The 12,590-nt window shown below is 39.5% G+C and carries 14 protein-coding genes; all 14 read right to left on the bottom strand.

Annotated elements, in window-relative coordinates; all coding sequences use genetic code 11:
- Positions 1-7: 7 nt before the first annotated feature.
- The gene (gene ychF / locus CXY28_RS06430) at positions 8-1,108 is read right to left on the bottom strand and encodes a redox-regulated ATPase YchF (RefSeq protein ID WP_100980059.1); all 1,101 of its coding nucleotides are present in this window, start codon (positions 1,106-1,108) and stop codon (positions 8-10) included.
- A gap of 1 nt (position 1,109) precedes the next feature.
- Positions 1,110-2,600 carry a leucyl aminopeptidase gene (locus CXY28_RS06425; RefSeq protein ID WP_100980057.1) on the bottom strand — a complete coding sequence of 497 codons (1,491 nt, stop codon included), beginning with the start codon at positions 2,598-2,600 and terminating at the stop codon, positions 1,110-1,112.
- Positions 2,601-2,647: 47 nt separating this feature from the next.
- A complete protein-coding gene (locus CXY28_RS06420; RefSeq protein WP_000393406.1) occupies positions 2,648-3,226 on the bottom strand; it encodes a DedA family protein in 579 nt (192 codons plus the stop codon).
- A gap of 14 nt (positions 3,227-3,240) precedes the next feature.
- Positions 3,241-3,780: an adenine phosphoribosyltransferase gene (gene apt, locus CXY28_RS06415; protein ID WP_001006106.1), complete on the bottom strand. Its 540-nt coding sequence runs from the start codon at positions 3,778-3,780 to the stop codon at positions 3,241-3,243.
- 57 nt (positions 3,781-3,837) lie between these two features.
- The gene (locus CXY28_RS06410; RefSeq protein ID WP_000495089.1) at positions 3,838-4,170 is read right to left on the bottom strand and encodes a hypothetical protein; all 333 of its coding nucleotides are present in this window, start codon (positions 4,168-4,170) and stop codon (positions 3,838-3,840) included.
- A gap of 44 nt (positions 4,171-4,214) precedes the next feature.
- Positions 4,215-4,676: a ribose 5-phosphate isomerase B gene (gene rpiB, locus CXY28_RS06405; protein ID WP_100980055.1), complete on the bottom strand. Its 462-nt coding sequence runs from the start codon at positions 4,674-4,676 to the stop codon at positions 4,215-4,217.
- Positions 4,677-4,696: 20 nt separating this feature from the next.
- Positions 4,697-5,395 (bottom strand): site-2 protease family protein, encoded by a 699-nt coding sequence (locus CXY28_RS06400; protein WP_050825508.1) that lies wholly within the window; start codon positions 5,393-5,395, stop codon positions 4,697-4,699.
- 8 nt (positions 5,396-5,403) lie between these two features.
- Entirely contained in the window at positions 5,404-6,276 is an 873-nt protein-coding gene (gene lepB / locus CXY28_RS06395; RefSeq protein ID WP_050825507.1) for a signal peptidase I, read from the bottom strand.
- Positions 6,276-7,148, bottom strand: coding sequence for a bifunctional methylenetetrahydrofolate dehydrogenase/methenyltetrahydrofolate cyclohydrolase FolD (folD, locus tag CXY28_RS06390; protein ID WP_198542631.1), 873 nt, complete (start codon positions 7,146-7,148; stop codon positions 6,276-6,278). The genes lepB and folD overlap by 1 nt, the downstream gene beginning before the upstream one ends.
- 79 nt (positions 7,149-7,227) lie before the next feature.
- The gene (locus tag CXY28_RS06385) at positions 7,228-9,258 is read right to left on the bottom strand and encodes an LTA synthase family protein (RefSeq protein WP_100980051.1); all 2,031 of its coding nucleotides are present in this window, start codon (positions 9,256-9,258) and stop codon (positions 7,228-7,230) included.
- Positions 9,259-9,263: 5 nt separating this feature from the next.
- Positions 9,264-9,818 (bottom strand): 3-deoxy-d-manno-octulosonic acid hydrolase subunit 1, encoded by a 555-nt coding sequence (locus CXY28_RS06380; RefSeq protein ID WP_100980049.1) that lies wholly within the window; start codon positions 9,816-9,818, stop codon positions 9,264-9,266.
- Positions 9,819-9,824: 6 nt separating this feature from the next.
- Positions 9,825-10,943 carry a 3-deoxy-d-manno-octulosonic acid hydrolase subunit 2 gene (locus CXY28_RS06375; RefSeq protein WP_100980047.1) on the bottom strand — a complete coding sequence of 373 codons (1,119 nt, stop codon included), beginning with the start codon at positions 10,941-10,943 and terminating at the stop codon, positions 9,825-9,827.
- Entirely contained in the window at positions 10,919-11,938 is a 1,020-nt protein-coding gene (gene pyrC, locus CXY28_RS06370; RefSeq protein ID WP_100980045.1) for a dihydroorotase, read from the bottom strand. The genes CXY28_RS06375 and pyrC overlap by 25 nt, the downstream gene beginning before the upstream one ends.
- Positions 11,939-11,940: 2 nt before the next feature.
- Positions 11,941-12,590, bottom strand: a 650-nt coding sequence (locus CXY28_RS06365; RefSeq protein ID WP_100980044.1) for an energy transducer TonB, incomplete at its 5' end; no start/stop codon positions are given.

Below are 12,590 nucleotides of genomic sequence, written 5' to 3'. Positions count from 1 at the left end.
AAAGACACTAGACATTGAAGCGAAAATGCAACACATCGCCATCTTGAACGATATAATCTTTACCTTCAATGCGTAACGCTCCCTTTTCTTTCGCTCCGGCTTCGCCCTTATAAGCGATAAAATCATCATAACTGATGGTTTCAGCTCTAATGAAGCCTTTTTCAAAATCCTTATGGATCACCCCAGCAGCCACAGGCGCGCTAGAGCCTTTTTTAATCGTCCATGATCGCACTTCCTTGACTCCAGCGGTAAAGTAATTGATCAAGCCTAATTCCTTAAAACTCAAACGAATGGTCTTTTCTAGCCCGCTTTCTTCGACGCCTAAACTTTGCAAAAATTCCTTGACTTCATCTTCACTCATAGAAACCATTTCTTCTTCTAATTTAGCGCACAAGGCAACAAATTCGCTCTTTTGATCTTTGGCATAATTTTGGACTTTTTTAGCATGCTCATTGAGCGCGTTTAAATCTTCTTCGCCCACATTAGCGACATAGATCATTTTTTTATGAGATAAAAAACGCAATTCCTTGTCCAATTCTAAAAAAGCCTCGCTTGCATTCAAGGGGAAAGTTTTCGCCGGTTTTAATTCTTCTAAATGCGTTTTTAAACTCAAAGCGCATTCTAAAAGATTTTTAGCGTCTTTTGAGCTTTTTAGGGCTTTTTGCAAGCGATCGATCCTTTTGTCTAGAGTGGCAATATCCGCTAAAATCAACTCCAATTCAATAATCTCTATATCATTCAAAGGATCAATTTTATCGTTCACATGCGTGATATTGTCATCTTCAAAACAGCGCACCACTTGCAAGATCACTTCGCATTCCTTGATATTGGCTAAAAACTGATTGCCTAAACCCTCCCCCTTGCTCGCTCCCTTAATCAATCCGGCAATATCCACAAATTCCACCACAGAATGCAAAATGCGTTCAGGCTTTACGATTTGAGCCAACGCATCAAGCCGCCTATCAGGCACATTCACAATGGCTTTATTGGGTTCAATGGTGCAAAAAGGATAGTTCGCACTCTCCGCGTTTTGGGTTTTAGTGAGCGCGTTAAAGGTGCTGGATTTGCCCACATTAGGCAAACCCACAATGCCTACAGACAAGCCCATTTCAAGCCTTTTTCAAAAGCTCTTCCACAAAAGCTGTGCAAGCCCTAACCCCAGCCCCACTCGCTCCAAAGCTATTCACATCCCATTCTTTTTCCACATAAGCAGGACCTGCAATGTCAATGTGCAGCCATTTGTCTTTAAATTCATCTCTAATAAATTCATTTAAAAACAAGCCCGCTGTGATCGCACCGCCATAGCGTGAAGAAGAAATATTGCACACATCAGCGATTTTAGATTCAATCAATTTCTTTAAATGGCGGTTAAAGGGGAGTTTGGCTAATAATTCGCCGGATTCTAACCCTGAAGTTTCAAAGAGGTTTTTTAACTCTTCATTATGCCCCATGATCGCTGAAGTGAATTCGCCTAAGCCCACAACGCATGCCCCAGTAAGGGTCGCAAAATCCACGATCACATCAGGGTTTAAGTCTTGAGCGTAGCTCAAACAATCCGCTAAGACCAAACGCCCTTCAGCATCGGTATTACGCACTTCAATGCTTTTGCCTTCTTTGGAGATTAAAATATCATCAGGCTTATAAGCAGCCGGGCCTATCATGTTTTCTGTAGCCCCAATAATGCCATGCACTTCAGCTTCCACGCCCAATTTGGCTAACGCATTTAAAAGCCCAATCACCGCAGAGCCACCGCCTTTATCCGCTTTCATGGTAACCATGTAATCGGCCGGTTTCAAGCTCAAACCTCCGCAATCATAAGTCAAGCCCTTACCCACTAAAGCGATTTTTTTCTTCGCTTTTTTAGGCTTATAGACTAAATGGATCAAGCGAGGGGGATTGACGCTAAGAGAGGCTTTATTGACCGCTAAAAAGGCGTTCATTTTCTTTTCTTCTAAAAATTTTTCGTCATGGACATGGATTTCCAAATGGTTTTCTTTAGCCACTTTTTGCGCCACTTCAGCCATATAAACTGGGGTGCCAATCATAGGGGGGGTATTGACTAGATCTTTAACGATATTCAAGCTTTCTGTCATGATTTCAGCGTATTTTAAAGCTTCTTTAGCGCTCTTCTCTAAAGAATTTGTGCAAGTTTTTTCGCAAGGTTTGTGCAATTCTAAAGCGACAATGGCTTCTTTTAAAACGCTTTCTTTTTTGTTGGATTTAAAAGTGTCGTATTCATACAAGCCCAATTTTAAGCCCAAGAACAACGCTTTCAAGTTTTCTAAAAGCGCGTTGTCTTTAGAATGCGTTCCGCAAGTATAAACGCCCACTTTAACGCTTTTAAAAGCGAGTTTCTTAAGGGTGCGAACGGCCAAACACGCACTCTCTCTCAATAAATGCACATCATCTTCTTTAACGCCCGCATACAGGATTTTATTTTCTTGGTCTAAAAATACGCCTTCGCCTTCGTATTTAAAGGTTTCTAGCAATTCTTTATTTTTGACCCAAGCATGATCAAAATCCTTATTGACAATAAAAACTAAACTGCATTCAGCTTTTGCGTTTTCAAAAGTGGTTTTTTCTAATTTGATTTTTAACATAAAGTCTCCTTTTTTAATTTCATATCTTTCAAGAATTGTATTGCACTCTAGCGGTTTTTCTTACTATAGTATTGGAAATACCACAGCACTAACGCCAAGAAAGATACTAATAGTAATATTAGCGCATAAGGGTGTTTTTTAAGCCACCCTAACGCATGCAATAATTCTTCTCCTAAATACCACGCTAGAATAATGGTAATGCTCGCCCACACCATCGCACTAATGAGATTGATGATAGCGAATTTTAAAGCACTATAGCGCGTGAGGCCTATGCTAATGGGAATGATGGTGCGCATGCCATACATGTAGCGTTGGATAAAAATGATAAACCAGCCGTGTTTTTGCAACAATAAATGGGCTAGGGCTAGTTTTCGGCGTTGTTTTTCTAGCTTTTTTTGGATGTAAGCTTTATTGGTGCGCCCGATGTAAAAATAGATCTGATCCCCCACAAAACCCCCAATCCCTGCGACTAAAATGGCTAACCCTAAATGCATATGACCGGTATAGCTGGCAATCCCTGCTAAAATCAGCCCGATTTCGCCCTCTAAAATGCTCCACCCAAATAAAATGAGATACCCCCAAGTCGCTGCATGCTGATTCCATAAGTCAATGATGTATTCTTCCAAAATTCACCCTTATTCTAGCATTCTAACAAACAAAAGGTTTTCACGCGTTCTTCTAAAAGTTGGATACCCGGTAATTCTTTTAACCCTATCAAAAAGCATGCTTCTATGCATTCGGCTTGTAGGGCTTTGATAAGCTCAAGGCTCGCTAAAGCTGTGCCTCCAGTGGCTAACAAATCATCAATCAACACCACCCTTACCCCCTTAATTCCCCTAAAAGCGTCAGAGTGGATTTCTATGCTATCGCTCCCGTATTCTAAACTATAGCTTTGAGATAAGGTGTGTGCGGGGAGTTTGCCTTTTTTCCTCACAGGCACAAAACCCACCCCAAGCGCATAAGCTAAAGCAGAGCCTAAAATAAACCCCCTAGCTTCAATGCCCACGATAAAGTCTATATTGAGAGCGAGATAGCGTTTTTTGAGCGCGTCAATGAGTTTGTTAAAGAGTTTAGGGTAGTTGAGTAGCGTGGTAATATCTTTGAATAAAATCCCTTTTTTAGGGTAGTCTTTCACTTCTCTGATGCTTTGTAAAAGTTCTTCTTTGAGCGTTTCATTCATTTTGATTTCCTTTAATATAACGGATTGGTTGTAGAATTTTGGTTTATTATAGCGTTTTTAAAGGAGAGCTTCTATTTTTTGCTCCAATTCTTTAATACGATTTTTATATTTATCCGATTCGCCTTTGTATTCAGAGTTGCGCTGTTTAAGGGCTTTTAGTTCTGTTTTTAACGAACTCATTTCTTGGGTGAGAATATCAATATTACCCAAAGCTCTTTGGAGTTGCAACTGGTGTTTTTGGATCAAAATTTCAGCTTCTTGTAAGGTGAGCTTCATGGACGCGTTGGTGCGTTCTTGCCGTTTAGCCACGGTTTTAAAAAAGAAAGTACGCACACCCATATAAAGGATAAAAACAATAGCGATAGTGATGATAAACCATTGGGTAAACATTCTATTAAAATATCCTTTTAACGAAACGATGCAATTATACTACATTAGGTTGATGATTTCAGCGATTCATCTAGCTTTTGGATGCGCAACACATGGCGGCCTTGTTCAAATTCTGTAGAGAAAAACGCTTCTAAAATGCTTTCTGTTACGCCAATACCGCTGATCTTTTCGCCCAAGCACAAGACATTAGCGTTATTGTGCAAACGAGTCATTTTAGCCATGTAAGCATCAAGGCACAAAGCGGCTCTAATACCCTTAAAGCGATTAGCGCCCATGCTCATGCCTATCCCTGTGGCGCACACCAAAATGCCATAGCTTTGCGGATTGTCTAAGACCTTTTGGCACACTAATTTGGCGTAATCAGGGTAATCCACCCTCATAGTGGGTAAAAAAGCTTGGATTTTAAAACGCTTGTCTTCTAAAAAATGTTTAACAAATTCTGCAAGATGTAACCCTGCATGATCGCTGCCTATAAAAACTTGAGCGGTATTTAAGGGCTTATTCATTAGCTCTCCTTGATAAAAGATTAAGAAAGGAGTAAGGAAAATAAAAATCTTGTGGGCGCATGGATAAAAAACTCCGATAAAGGGGGGATAAATAAGAATATTAATACAATCAACAAGCCGTAGCGTTCCATTTTAGAAAACCATTCCAATAAAAACGCGCTTTTAAAATGCAACGCTAAAAAGCCTAACGCTTTTGATCCGTCTAAAGGCGGAATAGGGAGACTATTGAAAACGCCCAAGACAAGATTATAAAGAATGCCTTGAATGAGAAAGGTTACTAAAGCGAGCTGATAAAGATTCAATTCATCAACGCTTAAAGCGTTGATCCCTAGTTTTTGGAAGCTCCAATGCGTGATGAAAGCGAGCAGAATGGCTAGGGTGAAATTATAAGCGACCCCGGCTAAACTCACCACTACGCATGCCAGAGAGCCTTTTTGAGAGACAATGTAGCGCATATCCACAGGCACCGGTTTGGCCCACCCAAACAAAAAAGGGGCTTGAAAAATGAGTAACAGAGCCGGTAAAAGCACCGAACCCATCATGTCTAAATGCCTAATAGGGTTTAAACTCAAACGCTTGGCGTCTTTCGCGCTCCTGTCCCCGAATAAAAACGCGCTCAAGCCATGCATGATCTCATGCCCTATGATAGCGATTAAAAGGGCTAGGATTTTCATTAAGGTGGTAATAAAACTTTCTAAAGAGAAATCAAAAAATTGCACAAAAAACCTTAATGCGTTGCTTCTTCTTTTTTAATGATTTTTTCTAAGCCTTCAACGCTTTTAAACATGCGTTCCCAACGCACCAGATAGCGTTTTTTGGGGTTATTTTCTGCATCCATTTCCAAGCTATTTTTTAAACTCAAACTGAAATAAACAAACCAAGGCGAACCCACGATATTTTTATAAGTCACACTCCCCCAAAAGCGCGAGTCGCTAGAATTATCCCTATTATCGCCGATCATGAAAAATTCATCGTGATTGATTTTCTTATAAAACACCTTTTCGCCCTCCATTTGAATGAGTTGCATGCTGATATTAGCTTCCGCGCCTTGAGTGGCTAACTGCTCCATTAAATGGAAGGTTTCATTGTCTTTTTGGTAATGGATACCCGGATGCTTACTTTTATAAGGGTTTAAGACAAAAATTTTACCCATAAATTCTTTAGTCATGGCGTTAGGGTAATGTTTAGCGATGTAATTTTTGTCTGTGTCGCTCTCAAAAGGGTGCAAATAAAACCCCTCATTAGTGAATAGCACCTCATCGCCCCCAATGGCAAAATTCCTTTTGACATAGTAAGATTTTTTTTCATGGGGAGGGATAAACACCACCACTTCGCCGCGTTTAGGGCGATCCCCCTCTATCAAATGCCCGTTATTTTTAAAATCAGGCATAACAGGAAGCTCAATCCATGGGATTTTAGGAATGGGTATGCCGTAAGAAAACTTTTTGACAAAGAGCATATCGCCCTCATAGAGCGTGCCTACCATAGAGCGAGAGGGAATGATAAAGGCTTGCGCGACAAAAAAGATAACCAACAGCACGATAATGATCGTCCCTACCCAACTGGAGCAAAAAGCATAAACAGAGCGTAAAAATTTCATTAAAATCCCTTCCTTTGTTGTTTTTCAAAAGCGATTAGAGTGTTTTCTAAAAGCGAAACGATCGTCATAGGCCCCACGCCTTTAGGCACAGGGGTGATAAAACCGGCGACTTTTTGCGCGTTGGTGAAATCCACATCGCCCACGATACGCCCATCATTTAAATGATTGATCCCAATATCCACCACTACAGCCCCTTTTTTTAACATGCTCGCTTTAATCAAATCAGGCTTACCCACGCCCACGCAGACAATATCAGCGTTTTGGGTGTAAAAACTAATGTCTTTAGTCAAAATATGGCACACGCTCACGCTAGCCCCAGCGTTTAACATGAGCATGCTTAAAGGTTTTCCAATGATATTGCTCGCCCCAATAATCGCCACATCCTTGCCCTTGATTTTAATGTGATAATGCTCTAAAAGCCGCATCACGCCCATAGGGGTGGCTGGCAGAAACGATTCTTTTTGGGTGCAGAGTTTGCCGATATTAAGGGGGTGGAAACCATCCACATCTTTGTTTGGATCAATGGCTTCTAAAATCATTTTAGTATCAATGTGTCTGGGCAAAGGGAGCTGGACTAAAACGCCTGAAATGTTTTGATCGGTATTGTAATCTTTAATCAAGGACAGCAATTCGGCTTCAGTAATATTTTCTTGGAGGGTTTTTAAATCAAAATCCATGCCCACCCTTTCGCATGCTTTGATCTTCATATTGACATAAGTAATACTCGCAGGGTCTTTCCCCACTAAAATCACGGCCAGTTTGGGGCTTTTATGCGTTTGCGCGGTTATTGTTTGGATTTTATGTTTCAAACCTTTTTCTATATTATAAGCTAGCGCTTGCCCGTCTAATAAAACAACGCCCCTATTTGGCATGCCTATTTGTCCTTTATCAATTAAAATCCTATTATTGTAGCAAAAATCATGCGTTTAAGGGAATTAAAAACTCAGTTTGTCAATCTTTAAGATTAGCCCCATGATAGAGCAAGTAGAAACTAAGGGCTTTCAAAGATTCTAATTGCTGATAAAACTTAGAAGCTTCTATTTTGTCGTTTTGTTTATCCTCTGGCTCTTTAGGGCTTTCATTCAAATACCTTAACCCCAAACTCGGGTTATAAAAATAATCTTTGGTAGCGATCGCTTCATAGCCTAGCGCGTAATTGGGGTGGCTTGGGGGGTTTGTTGTGTTGTTAGAAAATAAGGGTTTTCCAAAACTCACAAATTGAAAACCTTTAGGAGCGATTAATTCAATAATTGTAGGAGCGATGTCTAAATGCGATCCGACTTGACTGATTTTTTTAGGCTTTAAAGTAGGGGCATATAAAATAAGCGGCACGGATTTAATGGTATATAAATCGTTTTTAGCGTATTCATAGCTCCTGTCAAAGTGATCTCCTGTGATGATAAAAAGCGAGTTAGGGAATTTTTGGCTGGCCTTTTTGATGAAATTGACTATCACTTTGTCATACCAGTAAATATGCCCTAAAGAATTAGCGTCCGGTAGATTTTCTGATTTGGGGGTTTTTTCCACAAATTTTTGGATTTTTTCTAAAGGCACGCCAAAGGCTTTGAGATTCACGTTTTTGATCGCGTGATTGCTTAAAGTCATGACCATGCTGAAAGTTTTTTCATTGGGGTTGGTGTTTTCTAAAATATAGTCAAATAAAATATTATCATGCACTCCCCAGTTGCTCTCTATGGGCTTAGGGTAGGGCTTGTTTTTGGCAAATTCTAAGAGATGGTTATTGAAATAAAGGGCGTGAAAACCTTGTTTTTTGGTGAAACTGGTGAGTTTGTTCCAAATCCCGCTGCCTCCATAATAAAAGTTGTTTTTATAACCCAGAGTTTTTGTGATATTGCCAATCGCCATAGGAAAGCTAGGGAGAATCACCCCTGAATTGACTAAATTATTATCATTAATATAAGGCAAACCTGTGATTTGGACATCTAGGCTTTTAACGGTCCGTGTGGCGCTTTCAATAAAAGCAGAAAGCATGTGAGCATGCTCTTTTTTAACCAAATCTTGTAAAGCGCTCGTTAGCCCTATGGAATCAAATTTTGGATCAAAATGCCATGAACTCAGGGACTCTGAAACGATATAAAAAACATGTTGAATGGTTTGATTGGAATTGTTGCGGCTTGTCTGAGTTAGCAACTCATAGAGGTTGTTTTGGGGGTTTTCTTTAAGATTGAAATAATTTTTCGCCACTTCTAAAGGCGTTTCTTTAGCAAAATCGCTGAATTTAAGGTTATGGCTTTGTCTGTAATTGCGCGCCAAAAGATAAAGGTTGCGAAACGCCCCGGGGGTAATTTTCATTAAAAAAGGATCTTTGGCTGGCTCTATGCTGAGATCTAAAGACGCGCCAACAAAACTCAATTGCGCGTTAATGTAAAACATTTGCGTGAGCGAAAAAAGCGCAAATAAAATGAAAGTTTTAAGGGGTTTGGTGGTTTGATGAATATTGGTGGGCTTAAAAAGGGCGTTTTGGAGTTTGAAATAGATAAAAGAAATTAAAACGCTAAGGATTACAAAGAGTGAAAAACTAGAAAGAATAGGGTATTCCCCGCTCATTTTTAAAATCGTGAGCGTGTCTTCATGCAAAAATTCTAATAAATTTTCATCAAACACATTCCCATAAATGCCATAATAAACAATGTTAGCAATATTTAAAAACAGGATAATAGCGATAGAAAAACACGCCATAATATTAAGCATTCTGGTTTGGTGTTTGGGGGCCAATAACCCTAATAACCCGATGATGATAAAAAGAATCGCTAAGCTTGAGACCACACGATTATCGTATCTTGCCCCATTGAATAGGGTTTTAATGATTTCATCAAAAATAGGGTTTTTTAAAGCATGCTTGTAATAGCCCGTATAAAGGATAAAGCCGATACGATTGAACACAAACAACAAGCTCATAAAAAAGGTGAAATAAAAACCTTTTAAAAAGAGCGAAAAAAGGGCATGAGATAGAGATTTCATAAGCGTTAATACAACCTTTTTTTAACAAGAGATAAAGTCTTAAAAAAGACAAAAAGAAGCAAGGGGAAATCCAATAAAGAATCTAGTATTTGAAAATGAGAACGCATTAAAAGCGAACTGGATAACGCTACTAAAGCGATCACGCCTAATAAGGGGCTACTCAAAAACAAACTGCCGCAAAAAAGCGCACTAAAAATCAGAGAAGCCATGAAATGATGGTAGATTGAAAAAGGCAAAAACCCTAAAATATCTGTCAAAAGCAACAGATTGAAAAACAGCATGACGCTATAAGATTGCAAGGTTTCTAAAGGGGGCTTTTGGAGGAGGCGGCAAGAAAAGAGCGCATAAGCAAGGATCAAAAGACAGCTAAAGGGGCTTAAGGGGGCTGTAAAACTGCTTAAAAATTCATTGAGCGATAGAGAGTCTTTCAAAGCGATATTGCTTAAAATCACGCTTATAAACGAGAGCGAAAACCTCAAACCCAATGGCTTATTTTTGAAAAAAAAGAAAATTAAAAAAAACCATATAAAACTCAGCGTGTAAGAAGAAGGTATAAACATGACTAATCACTTGAGAAGGGATTTTAAATAAGCCATATTAAAACGGATGTGTTTGATATGAGAGCGGTTGTAGGTATAGACAATATCTATAAAATGAGGATTAAGGCTATAGCTTGGGTAACTCACTTCATTGGCTTTGTCTAAAACTTTTAAGGTTTTAAACGAGTTGGAGTTTTCCAATTTAGAAAGCCAGAGTTCTTTACGACGCAAAGATAAATCGCTGGGGTTGTGGATCAAATACAATTCTTCGTTTAAATTGATCAAATTCAAAGCGTCATTCAAGTTTTTCAAATTCGTAAGCATGGGTTTTTGCCAAGCGGTAGGGGTTTTACAGGTTTCTAGCATGAGGCTATCTTTAAAAGAATGGTTTCTAAACGCCATGATGGCGCAATCTTTAAAGGGGGTTAGGCTTGGCTGGAGCTGGTGGTTTAGGGCATTGGGCCTTAAAAGCTCTCTTGGGTTATTTTGTTGGTCAAATTTCAACAACAAGGGGTATTGGGTGGCTAACTCGTGATAGAGTGGTAGCATAAACCCGCCATCAGTGGTGTTTAAAGGCTTATTTTTTATCAAATGGCTTAAGTTTAAAAAAGGGCTTAAAGAGAGTTTTCGCGCAAACTTAAAATGAATCGGCTCTAAAGCGCTTTCAAGTTGATAGATTTTAGAAGTGGCCCACCCACCCATGCTCACCCCTACGACAAATAACAAAATTTTATCGTCATGCAAAAAAAGCAAGGGGTTACCCAGTTTTTTGATGTATTCATGCGAATGATGAGAAAGATCTTCTTTGGTTAAAATAGTGAAGGCTTCGCTCCAGCGATTAGTCTTGTTATTAAAAAGATTCGCGCTGATTTTCACATCCCTTGCCCCTTCTTTAGTGCCGCTAAAATAAGCGCTCAAGAGGTTATCGTTAGGCAAGTTGATTAAAGCACTCGCATGCACGCTTAAAGCGTCATTTGGTTTAGGGATAGTGAATTGTGTGAAATAGGGGGGGCTTTCAGTTGAAAGGGTTTGATTGCGCATAAAAGCATAGGGGGGGGTTTGGCGCTTCATTACAATTAAAAATAAAACGATAAAAAGCCCCACAAAAAAGGCGGCATGCTTTAGGCGATTTCTTGAAGGTTCCAAGATAGCGTTTCGCCCCCTCTTAAGATAGCGATTTTTTCATTCAAACAAAGCGCGTGTGTAGGGACTATAAAGGGTTTTTTAGACAAACGCGCTTTTTTACTGGGCAAATTGTCTAGCGCATAGATTGTTTTAGCGTTATCGCTGATGAAGGCTTGCAGGTTTTCTAAAGCGTTGTATTTTTCAAAAAGTTCGCACAACGCAGGCAGCAAAATAGGGGCAGAAAAGATGCCTGCCGGGATGTTAGCGCTATGCTTTTTAGAAATGAAATGCGGGGCGCTATCAGAGCCAAAAGAGATTTTAGGGTGGGCTTTTAAAGCAAGGGATAAAAGCCTTTCTTGGTCTTTTTTGGTTTTGATTAAAGGTTTGCAAAAACAATGCGGGTTCAAACTCCCCCCTAATAAATCATCTAAAGTCATGCTGATATGGTGTAAAGTTAAAGTCGCATAGAGGTTGTCATGTTTTTCAATTAAAGCGATACTGCGCCAATCGCTCAAATGTTCTATAATGATTTTGAGTTTAGGGAATGAAAGGGCGAAAGTTTCTAAAACGCTATGGCATAAAAATTCTTTATCCAAACAAAACCCGGCTTGTTCTGCATGGATGCATAAAATAAAGCCTAATTTTTGGGCGTTTTCTAAAATCTCTAAAGTTTTTCCACCCAACAAATCCGAAGTGCCGTTTTGCGCGTTTGTGGTCATGCCTTTGGGGTAGAGCTTTAAAAACCTGATGCCTTTTTCTTGAGCGCGTTGCAATTCTTCTAAAGTCAAGCCATCATTAAAATACAAACTCATTAAAGGCTTGAAGTTTGAAGAATGGTTTAAAATTTCTTCTTCGTATTCAAGGGTGGTTGGAGTGTCAATCAAGGGCTTACTGAGATTAGGCATGATCACTGCGGCGCTAAAAGGCTCGCTAGAATATCTTAACACCGCTTTTAAAAGCGCGTTTTCTCGCACATGCAAGTGGGCGTCTATGGGGTCAAAAAGCGTGATTTCCATTTTTAATTGCCTCCTAAATAATAACGCACTCTGATGCGAATGAGGGTTTTAGTTTTGGGGCGTGGGTAATCCTTATAAGCGATCTGAATGGTTTTTAAGGTGTTGTCATCAAGCATTTTGTATTCAGAGCCAATGATGATTTTAAGATCGGTAATATCGCCATTAGGGTGCAAGTAAAACTCTACCGCATTCGTCCCGTCTTGCCCTAAATAAGCCGCTACTTGAGGGTATTCTAAATATTTTTGCGTGATGCGCCCAATATCCCTTAAATTATTCCTGATGAAATCTTTTTCGGCTGTGCCTAAATCCCCAAATTCTTCGCCATACAATTCATCAATATCTCTCCTAGTTTGGTTATCCAAGCCTTTATTATTTTCTTTTCTGGGTGGCGCAACTTCTTTAGGCAAGAAAGAAAGCTGGTTAGGGTCAAATTCTTTTTTGACAGGTTTTTTCTCTTCCACTTTTTTATGCTCTACTTTTTGTTCTACTTTCTGCTCTACTATTTTTTTCTCTTCTTTTTTCTCCTCTACTGCTTTTTTCTCTTCCACTTTTTCCACTTTTTTAAGAGCCTTATGTTTGTGATTGGGCTTTTTGGGTTCAGGTTTGGGCTTTGGTTTAGGCTCAGGCTTTGGCTTTTCTATGGGTTTTGGTG

The organism is Helicobacter pylori, assembly GCF_002832345.1.
Lineage (GTDB): Bacteria > Campylobacterota > Campylobacteria > Campylobacterales > Helicobacteraceae > Helicobacter > Helicobacter pylori_CP.
This window is presented reverse-complemented; position numbering and strand designations above follow the sequence as displayed.

What these genes read in the sequence shown, in the direction of transcription:
- ychF (WP_100980059.1), bottom strand. Translation starts at nt 1,108, where the DNA reads ATGGGCTTGTCTGTAGGCATTGTGGGTTTGCCTAATGTGGGCAAATCC.
- CXY28_RS06425 (WP_100980057.1), bottom strand. Translation starts at nt 2,600, where the DNA reads ATGTTAAAAATCAAATTAGAAAAAACCACTTTTGAAAACGCAAAAGCT.
- apt (WP_001006106.1), bottom strand. Translation starts at nt 3,780, where the DNA reads ATGAATGAAACGCTCAAAGAAGAACTTTTACAAAGCATCAGAGAAGTG.
- CXY28_RS06410 (WP_000495089.1), bottom strand. Translation starts at nt 4,170, where the DNA reads ATGTTTACCCAATGGTTTATCATCACTATCGCTATTGTTTTTATCCTT.
- rpiB (WP_100980055.1), bottom strand. Translation starts at nt 4,676, where the DNA reads ATGAATAAGCCCTTAAATACCGCTCAAGTTTTTATAGGCAGCGATCAT.
- lepB (WP_050825507.1), bottom strand. Translation starts at nt 6,276, where the DNA reads ATGAAATTTTTACGCTCTGTTTATGCTTTTTGCTCCAGTTGGGTAGGG.
- folD (WP_198542631.1), bottom strand. Translation starts at nt 7,148, where the DNA reads ATGCCAAATAGGGGCGTTGTTTTATTAGACGGGCAAGCGCTAGCTTAT.
- CXY28_RS06385 (WP_100980051.1), bottom strand. Translation starts at nt 9,258, where the DNA reads ATGAAATCTCTATCTCATGCCCTTTTTTCGCTCTTTTTAAAAGGTTTT.
- CXY28_RS06380 (WP_100980049.1), bottom strand. Translation starts at nt 9,818, where the DNA reads ATGTTTATACCTTCTTCTTACACGCTGAGTTTTATATGGTTTTTTTTA.
- pyrC (WP_100980045.1), bottom strand. Translation starts at nt 11,938, where the DNA reads ATGGAAATCACGCTTTTTGACCCCATAGACGCCCACTTGCATGTGCGA.